The sequence below is a fragment of the Pseudomonas sp. WS 5071 genome (genome assembly GCF_012985765.1).
In the GTDB taxonomy this organism is placed as follows: Bacteria; Pseudomonadota; Gammaproteobacteria; order Pseudomonadales; family Pseudomonadaceae; genus Aquipseudomonas; species Aquipseudomonas lundensis_A.
Genome location: NZ_JAAQWY010000015.1, coordinates 100,732 through 116,976, shown reverse-complemented (window position 1 = coordinate 116,976; position 16,245 = coordinate 100,732). Strand labels below are relative to the sequence as shown.

General features: G+C 56.6%; 11 protein-coding genes. 7 read left to right on the top strand and 4 right to left on the bottom strand.

The window, feature by feature from the left end:
• The 6 genes from HBN61_RS22480 to msrA form a co-directional block, all read left to right on the top strand.
• Window positions 1-250, top strand: a 250-nt coding sequence (locus tag HBN61_RS22480) for a hypothetical protein (protein WP_223182422.1), incomplete at its 5' end; no start/stop codon positions are given.
• 38 nt (window positions 251-288) lie between these two features.
• A complete protein-coding gene (locus HBN61_RS11565) occupies window positions 289-552 on the top strand; it encodes a hypothetical protein (RefSeq protein WP_178088788.1) in 264 nt (87 codons plus the stop codon).
• 300 nt (window positions 553-852) lie between these two features.
• Window positions 853-2,772, top strand: a complete 1,920-nt coding sequence (locus tag HBN61_RS11560) for a lipase family protein (protein ID WP_262498754.1) — start codon at window positions 853-855, stop codon at window positions 2,770-2,772.
• Window positions 2,773-2,964: 192 nt separating this feature from the next.
• Window positions 2,965-4,353 (top strand): alkaline phosphatase D family protein, encoded by a 1,389-nt coding sequence (locus HBN61_RS11555; protein ID WP_170046814.1) that lies wholly within the window; start codon window positions 2,965-2,967, stop codon window positions 4,351-4,353.
• A 183-nt stretch (window positions 4,354-4,536) separates the two neighbouring features.
• Entirely contained in the window at window positions 4,537-7,230 is a 2,694-nt protein-coding gene (locus tag HBN61_RS11550) for a putative bifunctional diguanylate cyclase/phosphodiesterase (RefSeq protein ID WP_169963651.1), read from the top strand.
• Between the two features lie 67 nt (window positions 7,231-7,297).
• Window positions 7,298-7,948: a peptide-methionine (S)-S-oxide reductase MsrA gene (gene msrA / locus HBN61_RS11545; protein WP_169963649.1), complete on the top strand. Its 651-nt coding sequence runs from the start codon at window positions 7,298-7,300 to the stop codon at window positions 7,946-7,948.
• A gap of 161 nt (window positions 7,949-8,109) precedes the next feature.
• On the opposite strand, the gene HBN61_RS11540 is transcribed toward msrA, so the two are convergent.
• The 3 genes from HBN61_RS11540 to putP all read right to left on the bottom strand — a co-directional run bounded on the left by HBN61_RS11540 (window position 8,110) and on the right by putP (window position 11,092).
• Complete coding sequence (locus tag HBN61_RS11540) at window positions 8,110-8,946, bottom strand: 23S rRNA (adenine(2030)-N(6))-methyltransferase RlmJ (RefSeq protein WP_170046813.1); 837 nt, start codon at window positions 8,944-8,946, stop codon at window positions 8,110-8,112.
• A gap of 89 nt (window positions 8,947-9,035) precedes the next feature.
• Entirely contained in the window at window positions 9,036-9,377 is a 342-nt protein-coding gene (locus tag HBN61_RS11535; RefSeq protein ID WP_094991893.1) for a hypothetical protein, read from the bottom strand.
• Window positions 9,378-9,604: 227 nt separating this feature from the next.
• Entirely contained in the window at window positions 9,605-11,092 is a 1,488-nt protein-coding gene (putP, locus tag HBN61_RS11530; protein ID WP_094991892.1) for a sodium/proline symporter PutP, read from the bottom strand.
• A 458-nt stretch (window positions 11,093-11,550) separates the two neighbouring features.
• Here putP and putA point away from each other — a divergent pair, with 458 nt between their 5' ends.
• Window positions 11,551-15,504: a trifunctional transcriptional regulator/proline dehydrogenase/L-glutamate gamma-semialdehyde dehydrogenase gene (putA, locus tag HBN61_RS11525; RefSeq protein WP_170046812.1), complete on the top strand. Its 3,954-nt coding sequence runs from the start codon at window positions 11,551-11,553 to the stop codon at window positions 15,502-15,504.
• Window positions 15,505-15,595: 91 nt separating this feature from the next.
• On the opposite strand, the gene HBN61_RS11520 is transcribed toward putA, so the two are convergent.
• Window positions 15,596-16,147, bottom strand: coding sequence for a hypothetical protein (locus HBN61_RS11520; RefSeq protein ID WP_170046811.1), 552 nt, complete (start codon window positions 16,145-16,147; stop codon window positions 15,596-15,598).
• Window positions 16,148-16,245: the final 98 nt, after the last annotated feature.

Below are 16,245 nucleotides of genomic sequence, written 5' to 3'. Positions count from 1 at the left end.
AGTAACTTGTTCAGCAGGGCAGCTTTACGCTCAGGTGAATAGCTCGACATTACAGCTCTCTTTGACGCCCCCGATCTATCGTTTTGATAAATCAGCTCAGGCGACAACTAGCCTGACACCGGGGGTTCACATGAATTTGCCTACTTCTCAATTTCAGATGACACCTCGCAACAAACTTCCATTTCTCAAGTGTTTGAAGGGCAATGCCAGTGGTTGTTCAGAACTATGGGCCCGTATCGCTACATCGTGAAAATCCCTAAGTGCAGAGCCTTGAATGCAAACGGCGACATGGAAAAACGCATGATCGGTGGCAGCTTGTTGCATCGTGATCAGTTGGCGGACTCGACGGTCAAGCTGGTGTTGTCTGTGGCGAAGGAAGAAGAACCAGCAGTTGGAGATAACTGGATTAAGTTTCCGGCGGGTTGGAAGCGTTGCATGGGCAAAGGCCTGGATGACCGCTATGGCTTTTGCCGAGGAAACACTAAAGATTTCAAAACTTTCAAAATGCCAGACGGTCGCGATTGCACTGTTTACCCCAAGTGCACTGAGTAAGGAGGTTGTGCAATGAGTTCATACAAATCCATAGCGAACCAAGAAAAAAGTATTTTTAATTCAAGAAAACTTTCCTGCCCATTAAAAGAGCAATGGATAAGCTTTCAGTTAGTGGACGAAAACGGTAATGGCCAACCTTACGCGGGTCTTGGGTATAGCCTTCAAGACAGTGCAGAGCAGCTTTATCTGGGGGTATTAGATGAGCAAGGATCCGCCAAGATCCATGATTGCTATCGCGGCCCAGCCATCTTGAAATTTAATAATCAGTACGTAGGTTCAGATGACACCTATTGTTTTTTGATGGTACGACCTCATTACCCCCTCCCTATTACCGAACTCCAAGTACGAGCAGAAAAAACCCAGTTCTTCCACGAAGACGGCTTCCGCACCGAACACAACCCTGCCAATAAGAACGACGGCAATTTCATTCAGGTGGAAGTACGCGACCTGGTTAAAAACGGCGCGCATTTACCGCCGGTAGTCGACCGTCACTACCCGCCCAAAAAAGCACTGATTGACGCAGTGGCCAAGTTATCGCCGGGGCAGGACGCGTCCGACCTGTACGGCGTCGGGTTAATGCCTAATCGCCATACCGTGCTGGAAGTTCGCCCTTTGCGTGCATTCCGCCCTCTGCTTTCAACCAGTAATGACTTCAGCGCCTTGAATTTGTATCAGCTCTCCATCATGGCCGGGTTGAGTTATTCGGATTTCGGCCAAGAGCCTCCCCTCAGGCCTACCCAGACTGTGGAATTCAAATTTGACCCCAGTGTCGGCAACTTTTTCGGGGATGCCCTGGCAAACTTCCGCCAAAGCTGGAGGGTCGACAAAGACCAGTCTTCGGTCACCCGCTATTACCCCCTTTATGAAGAGGTGCCCTACTCCAAACACTTCGAAATCCTGCCCTTCGACCCTACGCTTTATGAAAGTAATTTGCCGGAGAAAGAAGAAGAGCAAGAGCACCCGGCCAATCTTCATTTTTTTACCGATCACGATGAGTACTTGTTGAGCGGTAAAAGCACCCAGGCCTATATCACGCACCACGATGAAATCATCCTGATCGGCATACGTGGCACGCTTGAAAAGGCAGACTGGTGGCGTGATGCCGATGCTGAACAAGTGCCTTTTGAAGAGGGTGTTGGTCATGTTCACCATGGCTTTTACGATGCCTACAAAGCCCTGAAAGACTTCATAAAAAAATATCTTTCCCAATTCTCTACAGGTCAAAAAATCATTATTACCGGCCATAGTTTGGGCGGGGCAATTGCACTGATCCTCGCCGAGGCCTTGCGCAACGATAAAGATCAACAGTACGACATCCTCCTCTACACCTACGGCGCGCCGCGCGCGGGTGATGCGGCTTTCGTCGAGGCCGCCAAGCCGCTGGTTCACCATCGTATGGTCAACAACGACGACATGGTGCCCAGCGTGCCCGCGCCCTGGATGAATGCCCGGCGTACCATCTGGCTTCCGGGGCTCGCGTCGCTGTTTGTGATCAACCCGGTGTTGGCCATTCTGATTTTTGTCGGAGGCCTGGTGCGGGTCGGCGGCAAACCGTATGAGCATCACGGCACGTTGCACCACTTCATGCCCGTGCGTTTCGGCACCGAGGAAAAATCCTCAATTCTCTGGAACCCCGGTTGCGCCTCCATCGAAGAGGCCGCTTGCACCCGCGCCCTGGCCAAGGATGGAGACCTTCCTTTGCGCGGTGGGGTGATCAAACAATTCATGAGCTTCGGTGATCACAGTTTGTCGGGCGCTTATATCCCGTTCTCATGGGCCACCTTGCGGCGCTGGCAGCAAACCCAGCAAGACAGTCAGACGGTGGTGACCAATCGTGAATACAGGCTGGTAGGTAAAGCACTGCAAACCATGCGCGAACAGGTCTGGAAAAAGGGCAGAGAAGCCACCGACACCAAGGGTTATGCCAATAACGAACCCGACTACATCCAGACCGTCAATGATTATTCAGGCGAGTACGGCAAGCTCGGCACGGCCCTGCAACGCCTGAAGACCCAGAACAACCGTTACCTGACCCTCAAGGATGTCTACGGCACCGCTGCGCAGTCTGAGCAGTTGCAACCCACGCTGGATCGCTGGATGGCCCAGCGCGAGAACCAGGTGCAGGTGCAAATCGCGATGATCCCTCAGCCCACGGCGTATGACATGGAGGTCGCCTCAGCCGGGAAACCGTATTACCTGGACATCGACTCCATTGTGTAACCCCTCGGCAGCAGCCCGGTTGCGCCAGTCACCGGGCTGGAGGCTGTGTTTCGCGGTATTCACATCGGCCGGATCACACAGGCGCTAATCGCTTCGCCCTACGGCCCATGTCGAACTCACGGACAGGTCATCCATGGGGCCCACTTCTATGTTTAAAAAAGGATTTTTTTAAACATCAGAAAGGATTTCGATGTGAATCGACCTACCGTCGGCCCGATTCTGGGCTACACCACGCCCCACCATGCACGTATTTTCCTGCGCGGCGCCACCAGCACGGATTACCCGGTTTTTGCAGGGATTCGGCACCGCAAACGCGGCGAGCAGCTGTGGTCTGCGGGTGTTTACTCAAAGCTCAATGGCGAATACGACATGTCCGACACCCTGGTGCTGGACAACCTTGATGCCGACAGCCCTTACGAATACCAAGCGGGCTGGTTCAACACCACGCACCCCGACCACACTCCCGAAACCGTCGCCAAGATCGCGCTGGAATGGCCAGAAACCGTTTACACCTTCAAGACCGCGAGCACTGAACGCAACCGGGTACGCCGCTATGTCGTGGGGTCTTGTCGCTACCTGAGGCTCACCTTGGGTGTGCCCTCTGCGCCAGAACTCGGAGATGCCATTTTCAGCGCCATTCAGTCCCTGGCCGCCCGCCAGCCCTTGGACGGGTTGCTGATGGTTGGCGATCAGGTCTACGTCGACGATTTGAACATCGTGGCGCCCGACCGGGATTACCCGGCCATCGCCCATAAATACCGCAGCGCATTTTCGCAGCCGCACATTCGCAACTTAATGTCGGGCACACCGACTTATATGATTCTCGACGACCACGAAATCGAAGATAACTGGCCCGCCAATCAAAGCAGCGCTGACAAAGCGCTCTATCAAAACGCTCTACGCGCTTATGAAATCTATCAATGCAGCCATGGCCCGGCGCTTGAACGGCTCCCCGACGGAAAAATCAACCGCAAGGTCTCGCGCTACTGGTACTCGTTTGCCGACGGTGATAGCGACTGGTTTGTCACGGACTGCCGCACGCAACGCATTTTGTCGGGCAGCGACAAACGCATGCTGGGTGTTGAACAAGAAAACGCCCTGCTGAAATGGCTAATCCAGAGCCCGGCCAAAGTGAAATTTATTGTCAGCAGTGTGCTGGCGTTCCCGGACCTGAAGAACCATGGCGAAGATGGCTGGAAGGCCTATTCGACGCAGCGCACACGCATCCTTGAGACCATTCGCTCGAACAAGATCAAGAACGTCATGTTTGTATCCGGGGATATTCATGGCTCGTTGACCAGCCAGTTGCGGCATAGCCAAGACCCTGACTTCGTCGTGCACAGCATCGTGTCATCGCCATTGTGCAATTCGAAAATGCTGCCCTACGCCAAGGCAGACAACCTCATTCTCGACGAGCCTTTGGCCACCAACACAGCGGGCACCTACAAAGCCTCGATGACTAGCCGCATGATCAGCGAAGACAATTTTGCTTGCCTGACACTGCAAGCGGATCAGTTAAACGTGGACTTTCACGATAAGAAAGGCAGAAAGATCGAGTCCGTGACCATCGCCCTGCGCTGACACGTCTACGCCTGAAACGTACGACAGTCGGCATGCAGAAATGTGCCTGCCTGCCGATAACCCTATATAGCACTTAGCCTGCATGCTCACTTGTCAGCACAGTGAGCATGATGCAACCTTGCCCGAACCGCAGTAACAGGCGCCAGCCCGTGCATAAACAGCATTTGTGAAGCGAGTTTCCCAATGAAAAGCCAACCCGATGCTGTCCCGCGAGCGGCAGCCGAGGTCGTCACCCAGTTACCTGTGCCTTCCAGGCTCGGGATGCTGCGTTTCGAGCGGCTTAATGACGCCAGTTGGGCGCTGCTTTACCTGGACCCTAATTGCGAGCGCCAATTCGGCTTGCCAGCCGTCGAGCTTTGTTCGCTGCTGGGGTCGCCATATGCGAGCCTGATGGCACCGCAAGCGCGCTATCGGCTGCACGATGCAATCCAGCTCCAGCTTGGGGTCAATCCGTATTACGTGGTGCATTACACCTTGCACACCTCTCTGGGCGCGCTGAGCCTGATGGAACTGGGCGAGGCCTATAAACAACATAATCGCCACTTGCTGCGGGGTTACCTGCTGGTGGTTGAGTCGGCCATCAATAGCGCACCGCCGGTGCCGCTGGATGATCTCGAAACCCAGAATTCCCGCTTGCAGATTGCCCTTGAGCTCAACCAGCGCGCCCAGCAAGAACAGCTTCAACATCTGGAGCGTGTGCGCGCTCAGCAAGATTTGATCCTGCGCCTGGCCCGCCATCGTTATAGCCAGAACAATTCCCTGCAAGAAGCCGCAGAGCTGATCACCCGCAGCGCCTGCGACATCTATCAGATCGACGGCGCCAGCCTGTGGAACCTCGAAGGCAACCGTCTGCTGCCTATCTCCGCTTACGAGCGCAACAGCAATGCCTACGTCGCTCACGAGATTTTCGACGCCAGCGACTTCCCGGATTACCTTGAGGCGCTGCACACCAGCCGTTCGATTGATGCGCAAAACGCTAACCGCGACCCGCGCACGCGAGAATTGGTTGCCAGCCTCAGCAGGGGCGAAGCTAGCGCCATGCTCGACGCCAGCATCCGGATTGATGGTCAGGTGGTTGGCGTGCTGTGCCTTGAACAAAACGGCAACACCCGCCTGTGGCAATCCGATGAAATTGCCTTTGCCGGTGAGCTGGCCGACCAGTTTGCGCAAGTGATCAACAACCATAACCGGCGAGCAGCCACCAATGCGCTGCATCTGTTTCAGCGCGCCGTGGAGCAAAGCGCCAACGCTTTTTTACTGGTCAATTGTGATGGCGTAGTGGAGTACGTGAACCCCAGTTTTACGGCCATCACCCAGTACAGCACTGAAGAAGTTCAAGGGCACAAACTCTCCGAATTGCCCGCCCTGGAAAACCTCAGCGAACTGTTGTTCGACGCGCGGTCAAGCCTGAGCAAAAGCAACAGCTGGCAAGGCGAATTCAAGAGCCGCCGTAAAAACCTGGAGCCCTACTGGGGACAACTGTCGATTTCCAAGGTTTATGGCGACAACCGCGAGTTGACGCATTACATCGGCATTTACGAAGACATTACGGAGTCCAAGCTCGCTCAACAGCGCATCGAGCGACTGGCCTATACCGACAACCTGACGAATTTGGGCAATCGCCCCGCTTTCATTCGCAATCTGGATGAACGCTTCAATCGCAACCACGATGCCCCCCTTTGCCTGCTGTTGGTGGACATCGACAATTTCAAACGCATCAATGACAGCCTCGGTCACCAGACCGGCGATAAATTGCTAATCAGCCTCGCACGCCGCCTGCGTAACAGCCTGAGCCCCAGCGGAAGCCTGGCGCGGTTTGCCAGTAATGAGTTCGCGGTGCTGCTCGACGACACCGACCTTGAAACCGGCCAGCAGATTGCCAGCCAGTTGTTGATGACACTCGACAAACCCATGTTCGTCGACAACCAGTTAATCAGCGTGACCGGCTCGGTAGGCGTGGCCAGCGCACCGCTGCACGGCCGCGACCCGCAAACCTTGATGCGTAACGCAGGCCTTGCCCTGCACAAAGCCAAAGCCAATGGCAAACATCAGGTTCAGGTGTTTACCGAAGCGCTGAACGCCGAAGCCAGCTACAAGCTGTTCGTCGAAAACAACCTGCGCCGCGCCCTGACCCAAAACGAGCTTGACGTCTTTTACCAGCCTAAACTGTGCCTGCGCACAGGCCGGTTACTGGGGATGGAAGCGTTGCTTCGCTGGAACCACCCGGAGCGCGGCATGATCCGCCCGGACCAGTTCATCAGCGTGGCCGAAGAAACCGGCCTGATCATCCCTATCGGCAAGTGGATTGCACGTCAGGCCTGCCGCATGAGCAAGCAGTTGAGCGCCGAAGGCCTGGGCAACCTGCAAGTCGCCATTAACCTGTCGCCCAAGCAGTTTTCCGACCCCGACCTGGTTGCCTCGATTGCCAGCATCCTCAAGGAAGAACAACTGCCCGCGCGCTTGCTGGAGCTGGAACTGACCGAAGGCCTGCTGCTCGAAGCCACCGAAGACACTCACCTGCAGCTCGACCAACTGAAAAAACTGGGCCTGACCCTGGCCATGGACGATTTCGGTACGGGCTACTCATCGCTCAGCTACCTGAAGAAGTTCCCGATCGACATCATCAAAATCGATCGCAGTTTCATCAATGAGATCCCCGACAACCAGGACGACATGGAAATCACCTCCGCCGTGATCGCCATGGCGCACAACCTCAAGCTCAAAGTCGTGGCCGAGGGCATTGAAACCGCCGAGCAACTGGCCTTCTTGCGCCGCCATCGCTGCGATGTGGGCCAGGGCTACCTGTTTGACCGGCCGATTCCTGGCAGCGAACTGGTGGAAAAACTCAAACGCTACCCGCGTGGCCCTCTGGACTGACAGCGCCGCAACACTCGGGCACACTGGCGGTCTACATTTTTACAAACTGACTGAGAGGGCTTGAAACATGGTCTTGCGCTCGGAAATCCTGGTGAATAAAAACGTGCTACCTACCCCTGAACAAGCCCTGCCGGGCCGTGAAACGCCTATGGTGCTGCCCGAAAAGCATTTCGTGTTCGAAGACACCCCGCTGCTGGGCCCTTTTATTGACAATGTCGGCTTTGCCATTTTCGGCCTGGGTTGTTTCTGGGGCGCGGAACGCAAGTTCTGGCAGAAAGATGGCGTGGTCAGCACCGTCGTGGGCTATGCGGGCGGCTCCACCCCTAACCCGACATACGAAGAAGTGTGCTCGGGCCTGACTGGCCACACAGAAGTCGTGCTGGTGGTCTACGACCAGGACAAGGTCAAGTACGACGCACTGCTGAAAATGTTCTGGGAACTGCACGACCCGACTCAGGGCATGCGCCAGGGCAACGACATCGGCACCCAATACCGTTCGGTGATCTATTGCACCACGCCTGAACAACTCGCAGCCGCCAAGGCCAGCAAAGAGGCCTACCAGGCTGAACTGACCAAAGCAGGTAAAGGCACCATCACCACTGAAATTGATGAGGCTCCGACGGTGTACTTTGCCGAGGCTTATCACCAGCAATACTTGGCCAAAAACCCTGATGGCTATTGCGGGATTGGCGGCACAGGCGTGACTTGCCCAATTTGAAGCCCCGCTCCCGACGCCGCATGGCTCAGCTCGTCAGCGGCTACAGATACGCATGATCTGTAGCCGTTGCCGAGCTGCGTGAAGCGGCGATTCGCTCCACCGCCGCTGGCTGCTCCAGCCACAACGCACCGCCCTCCCCGTCAGTGCGGGCGGGCGATGACTTATTCTGCGATCAACCATTCCATCTGCCAGCCACCCTGGGTTTGCCCCAGCTTTCTGGCCAACCATGGCAACAGTTCACGCAGTTCCTCTTCCAGGCCCCAAGGCGGGTTGGCAATCGCCAAACCCGAACCATTCAGGCTGTTTGGCGTGTCGAGGGGATGTACAAACAACTCCACCTGCAAAAGTTTCGGCGCGCCTGAACCTGCCAGATCCTGATAAAAACGACGCAGCTGGCGTTTGTCCTTGATCGGGTACCAGATGGCCACAACTGTCTGACGCATCCGGCTGATCGCATCTTTCAACGACTCGGCGCAGCGTTTCATTTCATCAAGCTTTTCAAACGGCGGGTCAATCAGCATCAACCCGCGTTTTTCGGCCACTGGCAGCAGTGCACGCGGGACGTGCCATCCTTCCCCCAGATGCACCGCGACCCGACGATCGCCCTTCATGTTGTCTTTGAGCAACACGCCATCTTCCGGGTGCTTCTCGTTCAACAACACGCGGTCCTGGGAGCGGGTCAAACGTCGTGCCAACTCAGGTGAACCAGGGTAGTAACGCAACTCACCGTCCGGGTTCATCGCGTGCAGCACTTGCATGTAGTCCGCCGTCACGGCGGGCAAGTCTTTTTGCCCCCACAAACGTGCAATGCCCTCCAGATACTCACCGGTGCGATTGGCCTGATCCCCTTGAAGATCGTACAAGCCAATGCCCGCATGGGTGTCCAGATAGGCAAAGGGCTGCTCTTTACGCGACATCAAGGCGATGAGACGGGTCAAAACAATATGTTTAAGGACGTCGGCATGGTTGCCGGCGTGGAAGGCGTGACGATAGTTCATGGTTGCTCCTGCGCAGGGGGCGAAGTTTACCCTGTGCAGCCCATGTCGTCAGGCGTTATGCCACCCCCCGCGCCCGACGGTGTTACCGGTCAAATGGCCTGGGGTTCAAGCACCAGTTGCTGAAAGCTTGGTGCATCGTTATGCCAGGCAATTGAAAAGCTTTGATCGGCATCCGCAACCACGACGGTTCCGTCCAGTACCTCAACCCGAATCCCATAGTGCCCTACACCGTCAGGGGTATGTTCATCATCGAAATTGAATGCAAAATTCCAGGGCTCTCTGATTGATGTGGGTTCACTGATCATGCCGAGTTGCTTGCGAATACCGTTGGGTAAAACGATAAACAGCTGAATCGTCCATACATACTGGCTCTGGAACTGAAACGGTATTTTATGCAGCGAGATATCACCGCGAATGACTTTCCGGCCCATCAACACACTCCTTGAGTTGACGCTCATAAGCGAGCGTTGAGACAAGGCTAGACGTGGAATGAAGCGTTAAAACAGGCTCAGACGTTTCCTCGTCACCACCAGGAATCCTCTTACAGAATGCCTTCTTCAATTTCCTGCCAAAGAATCACTCGCATAAAAAAACGGCCCGCCTCCAAAAGAGACGGGCCGTTTTCAGGAACAGTGCCGTGAGCCGAAGCTCAATGCACTTAACGGTTTAGCTTGAAGTCTTTCTCGGCAGCGTCGAAGCGCTCGACCATCTTCGTGCTAGGGCCTTTGCCCATGACGCTGACCGCCAGAATAGCGATGCTGGCGAAGATGAAACCCGGGATGATTTCGTACAGACCCAGCAGCTCGAAGTGCTTCCACACGATGACCGTAATGGCGCCCACCACGATACCGGCCAGCGCACCGTTACGGGTCATGCCTTTCCACAGCACGGAGATCAGAACCACAGGACCGAACGCTGCGCCGAAGCCTGCCCATGCGTAGCTCACCAAGCCAAGAACGCGGTTATCAGGGTTGGCAGCCAGCGCGATGGCGATCAATGCCACCACCAGGACCATGGCGCGACCGACCCATACCAGTTCTTTCTGCGACGCATTTTTGCGCAGGAAGGCTTTGTAGAAGTCTTCGGTCAGGGCGCTGGAACACACCAGCAACTGGCAGCTCAAGGTGCTCATCACGGCAGCCAGAATAGCCGACAGCAATACACCGGCAATCCACGGATTGAACAGCAACTTGGCCAGTTCAATGAACACACGCTCAGGGTTTTCAGTCACGGGACCGGCCACTTCCGGGTGCGCCGAAAAGTAAGCGATACCGAAGAAGCCCACGGCAACCGTACCGGCCAGGCACAGGATCATCCACGCCATGGAGATACGACGCGCTTTGGCGATCGACTTCACGGAGTCTGCGGCCATGAAGCGCGCCAGAATGTGCGGCTGGCCGAAGTAACCCAACCCCCAGCCCATCAGCGAGATGATGCCGATGAAGGTCGTGCCTTTAAGCATGTCGAAGTTGCTTGGGTCTTGGGCTTCGATTGCCAAAAAGGTGGTGTCCACGCCGCCGGTCGCCAACAGCACGATGATTGGCGTCAGGATCAACGCGAAGATCATCAGGGTGGCCTGAACGGTATCCGTCCAGCTTACAGCCAGGAAACCGCCGACGAAGGTGTAGGCGATAGTCGCTGCTGCGCCTGCCCACAGTGCGGTTTCGTACGGCATGCCGAAGGTGCTTTCAAACAGACGGGCACCGGCCACAATGCCGGAAGCGCAGTAGATGGTGAAGAACACCAGAATCACGATGGCAGAAATAATCCGCAGCAGGCCGCTTTTGTCTTCAAAACGGCTGGCGAAGTAATCCGGAAGGGTCAGTGCATCTCCGTTGTGCTCGGTCTGAACCCGCAGGCGACCCGCCACAAACAGCCAGTTCAGGTAGGCACCGGTCACCAGACCGATGGCAATCCAGCTTTCCGACAGGCCGGAAACATAAATCGCACCCGGCAAACCCATCAACAACCAGCCGCTCATGTCCGAGGCGCCAGCGGACAAAGCCGTCACAACGCTGCCCAAGCTACGGCCGCCGAGAATGTAATCAGACAGGTTGTTGGTGGAGCGATAGGCCATGAAGCCAATCAGCACCATTGCCACGATATAGATCACGAACGTGATCAGGGTTGGGTTACTAACACTCATTGAATTAAGCCCTGGCATTGTTTTTATGTTTAGCAGCGGTCTGGTGGGACGCTCACAAACGTCCTGTTTGAGACGAAGAACATAGCCGCGCATTTATAACTGACGTTTCCCCAGGAAAATCATCAGCCGATGAACCCAACAGTGAAGAGGTTGCACCTTAGCGGCGAATGCTATGCAACAAAGCAAATCAGGTGCAACCAGTTTTTGTCTGACAAGTTGTACCTTGTCGCCTTTTCGTCTCAATTCGGTTTTTTTGCTCCTTTTCGGAGCAAGAACCGCACTTAAGCAAAGAAAAAGCACCAACCCTGTGCAAAAAAATACGGGGCATGAAAATATCTGACGAACTGTCGAACAATCCTCAAAAAAACGGGTTGCACTAGGTTGCACCTCGATGTGCGCAGAGCTAATCTTGCCGCCAGCTGCTGCCGCGCAAATGCGGCACCCATGAGGATAAAAATATGGCTACCACCACCCTTGGGGTCAAACTTGATGACCCGACCCGCGAGCGCCTGAAGGCCGCCGCGACTTCGATTGATCGCACGCCACACTGGCTGATCAAGCAGGCAATCTTCAATTACCTGGAAAAACTCGAGGGTGGTGCAACCCTGACCGAGTTGAGCGGTATCCCTGGCGCGGCCAGCGATGACGCCGACGACGTGCAAGCCGATCACGCGCACCAGTGCTTCCTGGAGTTCGCAGAAAGCATCCTGCCGCAGTCCGTACTGCGCGCCGCCATTACTTCTGCCTACCGTCGCCCGGAACCCGAAGTGGTTCCGATGCTGATCGAGCAGGCCCGTCTGCCTGCGCCGATGTCCGAGGCTACGCAAACCCTGGCTGCGTCGATTGCCGAAAAACTGCGCAACCAGAAGAGCGCCGGTGGCCGTGCAGGTATCGTTCAGGGCCTGCTGCAAGAATTCTCCCTGTCGTCCCAGGAAGGCGTGGCCCTGATGTGCCTGGCCGAAGCACTGCTGCGCATCCCGGACAAAGGCACCCGTGACGCCTTGATTCGCGACAAGATCAGCACGGGCAACTGGCACCCGCACCTGGGCAACAGCCCGTCGCTGTTCGTCAACGCCGCGACCTGGGGCCTGTTGCTGACCGGCAAGCTGGTATCGACTCACAACGAAGCAGGCCTGACCTCCTCCCTGAGCCGCATCATCGGTAAAAGCGGCGAGCCGATGATCCGCAAGGGCGTCGACATGGCCATGCGCCTGATGGGCGAACAGTTTGTAACCGGCGAAACCATCGCTGAAGCGCTGGCCAACGCCACGCGTTTCGAAGCTAAAGGCTTCCGTTACTCCTACGACATGCTGGGTGAAGCTGCACTCACCGAGCTTGACGCGCAAAAATACCTCGCGTCCTACGAGCAGGCGATCCATTCGATCGGCAAGGCTTCGAATGGTCGCGGCATTTATGAAGGCCCTGGCATCTCGATCAAGCTGTCGGCCCTGCACCCGCGTTACAGCCGTGCCCAGTACGAGCGCGTGATGGACGAGTTGTACCCGCGCCTGCTGTCGCTGACCTTGTTGGCCAAGCAATATGACATCGGCTTGAACATCGACGCCGAAGAGGCTGATCGCCTTGAGCTGTCGCTCGACCTGCTAGAGCGCCTGTGCTTCGAGCCACAGCTGGCTGGCTGGAACGGTATCGGCTTCGTGATTCAGGCTTACCAGAAGCGTTGCCCGTACGTGATCGACTATGTGATCGATCTGGCACGCCGCAGCCGTCACCGCTTGATGATCCGCCTGGTAAAAGGCGCGTACTGGGACAGCGAAATCAAACGCGCCCAAGTTGAAGGCCTGGAAGGCTATCCGGTCTACACCCGCAAGGTGTACACCGACGTGTCCTACCTTGCCTGCGCGAAAAAACTGCTGGCCGTACCAGAAGCCATCTACCCCCAATTTGCGACCCACAACGCCCAGACACTTTCGGCTATTTACCACATCGCCGGTCAGAACTATTACCCTGGCCAGTACGAATTCCAATGCCTGCACGGCATGGGCGAGCCACTGTACGAGCAAGTGGTCGGAAAAGTGTCCGAAGGCAAGCTGAACCGTCCTTGCCGCGTGTACGCACCGGTCGGCACGCACGAAACATTGCTGGCGTATCTGGTACGTCGTCTGCTGGAAAACGGCGCCAACACGTCGTTCGTTAATCGCATTGCCGACCACAGCATTTCGATTCAGGAACTGGTGGCCGACCCGATCGCGCAGATCGAGCAAATGGCTGCGCAAGAAGGCGGCTTCGGCTTGCCTCACCCGCGCATCCCGTTGCCGCGTGATCTCTATGGCAGCGAGCGCGCCAACTCCAGCGGCATCGACATGGCCAACGAACACCGCCTGGCCTCGCTGTCCTGCGCCTTGCTAGCCACGGCCCACAATGACTGGAAAGCCGCGCCGATGCTCGGCTGCGCGTCCAGCACTGAAACCCCGGCCCCTGTGCTCAACCCGTCCGATCTGCGTGACGTGGTTGGCCACGTGCAAGAAGCCACCGTTGAAGATGCCGACAACGCAATCCAGTGCGCCCTGAATGTCGCGCCGATCTGGCAGGCTACCCCGCCCGCCGAACGCGCTGCCATTCTGGAGCGTGCTGCCGACTTGATGGAAGCCGAAATCCAGCCACTCATGGGCCTTCTGGCGCGTGAGGCGGGCAAGACCTACGCCAACGCCATCGCTGAAGTCCGAGAAGCCGTCGACTTCTTGCGCTACTACGCGGTACAGGCACGCAACGACCTCACCAACGATGCCCACCGCCCTCTGGGCCCAGTGGTGTGCATCAGCCCGTGGAACTTCCCGCTGGCCATTTTCAGCGGTCAGGTGGCTGCCGCTCTGGCCGCCGGTAACCCGGTACTCGCCAAACCTGCCGAGCAAACTCCGCTGGTGGCGGCACAAGCTGTGCGCATCCTGCTGGAAGCCGGTATCCCTGAAGGCGTATTGCAACTGCTGCCGGGCCGTGGCGAAACCGTCGGTGCCCGCCTGGTGGGTGACGATCGCGTCAAAGGCGTGATGTTCACCGGTTCCACCGAAGTCGCCCGTCTGCTGCAACGCAACATCGCGGGCCGCCTGGATGCTCAGGGCCGTCCAATCCCGCTGATCGCCGAAACCGGTGGCCAAAATGCCATGATCGTCGACTCTTCAGCGCTGACCGAACAAGTGGTCATCGACGTGGTGTCCTCGGCCTTTGACAGCGCCGGTCAGCGTTGTTCGGCTCTGCGTGTCCTGTGCTTGCAGGAAGATTCGGCTGACCGTGTCATCGAAATGCTCAAAGGTGCCATGGCCGAATCGCGCATGGGCAACCCTGAGCGCCTGTGCGTGGACATTGGCCCGGTGATCGACGCCGAAGCCAAAGCCGGTATCGAAAAACACATTCAGGGCATGCGCGACAAAGGTCGCAACGTGTACCAGATGGCAATTGCCGACATCGAAGAATGCAAGCGCGGCACCTTCGTCATGCCGACCCTGATTGAGCTGGAAAGCTTTGACGAGCTGGAACGCGAAATTTTCGGCCCGGTGCTGCACGTGGTTCGTTACAAGCGCAAAGACCTTGACCAGTTGATCGCGCAAATCAACGCGTCGGGCTACGGCCTCACGCTGGGCGTGCACACACGTATCGACGAGACCATCGCCAAAGTGGTCAACAGCGTCCATGCGGGGAACGTCTACGTGAACCGCAACATCGTCGGCGCGGTGGTCGGTGTGCAACCGTTTGGCGGTGAAGGTTTGTCAGGCACTGGCCCGAAAGCCGGTGGTCCGTTGTACCTGTTCCGCCTGCTGTCGACACGTCCGGGCAATGCCATTGAGCAATCGTTCGCAAAAGTCGACGCCATCAGCGCGCCAGACACCCAGGCCCGCGACGCCTTGAGCAAACCGCTCAAAGCCCTGCAAGCCTGGGCAGAAAGCAATCAGCAGGCAACACTGGCCGAACTGTGCAGCGAATTCGACACCCATTCGCAAAGCGGTATTACCCGCCTGTTGAATGGCCCGACGGGCGAACGCAACAGCTACGCCATCCTGCCGCGTGAACACGTGCTGTGCCTGGCCGACACTGAAAGCGACCTGCTGACTCAACTGGCAGCCGTTCTGGCGGTGGGTAGTTCGGCGGTTATCCCGCAAAGCGAATTGGCCAAAACCTTGTTGGCCCGTTTGCCAAAAGAAGTACAGGCACGCGTCAAACTGGTCGCTGACTGGACCAAGGACGATGTGATCTTCGACGCTGTGCTGCACCATGGCGACTGTGACCAACTGCGCGATGTGTGCCAGCAAGTGGCCAAACGTGCGGGCGCTATCGTCGGCGTGCAAGGTCTGTCCCAGGGCGAAACCAACATCGCACTGGAACGCTTGGTGATTGAGCGTGCATTGAGCGTCAACACCGCTGCGGCGGGGGGTAACGCAAGCTTGATGACCATCGGTTGATGCATTAACCGAAACTTGGAAAAACCGGGCACCTGTGAAGGTGCCCGGTTTTTTATTGCCCGTGAACAATCAGTCAGGCCAACGAACGCTTCTATTCAACGGGCATGTAAACCACAAGTGACGCTATCAAGATCAACAGCACCCAGACTACGCCTCCGCCCACTGCACAGAGGCCCTCGACAAAGCTCAGTGCATGGTTCTTTTTGCCCTGAGGGTCGTTGTGGAGAAAGTTGATGGCCTTTTGAGCCCCTACCAGCGCCCAGCAACTGGCCACCAATAACACAGCGTTGAGCGCAACGAGGATAAGTTCAGGCTCTACCAGCAGGGTGAAGCTCGAAACGATCCAAGCGGTATAGAGCACGATGCAGCGGCTTATCGGATGCCACTCATAATCGCGACCGGACTCAACGAGTGCGCGTTGAACGTTGCTGAAGAGTGAAAAAACATACAACAGACCCACAATGCTTCTAAAGGCAGGCCAAATATTTGCCCCGGTCGAACGCTTGTAGTGCGTCCACTGCAGATAGGACCACGCCACCAAATACCACCCCATGGTGATGACGCACATAAAGAGGAACTTTTTGATCGAAACCACATAAAACTCAGCGGGTTTGGTGCCAGCGAGTGCTGTGTCGTGAGTCATGAGGGGGATCCTGACAAATGGAAAGCGGCGACATTGCGCCGTTCAGCAACCCCGAAGAATCGTCCCGCTCCGAACTTTATGCAGGACAAATCCCACTC

Excerpts from the sequence above, each read along its gene's own strand:
- putA (WP_170046812.1), top strand. The coding sequence starts at position 11,551 with ATGGCTACCACCACCCTTGGGGTCAAACTTGATGACCCGACCCGCGAG.
- putP (WP_094991892.1), bottom strand. The coding sequence starts at position 11,092 with ATGAGTGTTAGTAACCCAACCCTGATCACGTTCGTGATCTATATCGTG.
- HBN61_RS11560 (WP_262498754.1), top strand. The coding sequence starts at position 853 with ATGGTACGACCTCATTACCCCCTCCCTATTACCGAACTCCAAGTACGA.
- msrA (WP_169963649.1), top strand. The coding sequence starts at position 7,298 with ATGGTCTTGCGCTCGGAAATCCTGGTGAATAAAAACGTGCTACCTACC.
- HBN61_RS11540 (WP_170046813.1), bottom strand. The coding sequence starts at position 8,946 with ATGAACTATCGTCACGCCTTCCACGCCGGCAACCATGCCGACGTCCTT.
- HBN61_RS11535 (WP_094991893.1), bottom strand. The coding sequence starts at position 9,377 with ATGGGCCGGAAAGTCATTCGCGGTGATATCTCGCTGCATAAAATACCG.
- HBN61_RS11550 (WP_169963651.1), top strand. The coding sequence starts at position 4,537 with ATGAAAAGCCAACCCGATGCTGTCCCGCGAGCGGCAGCCGAGGTCGTC.
- HBN61_RS11565 (WP_178088788.1), top strand. The coding sequence starts at position 289 with ATGGAAAAACGCATGATCGGTGGCAGCTTGTTGCATCGTGATCAGTTG.
- HBN61_RS11520 (WP_170046811.1), bottom strand. The coding sequence starts at position 16,147 with ATGACTCACGACACAGCACTCGCTGGCACCAAACCCGCTGAGTTTTAT.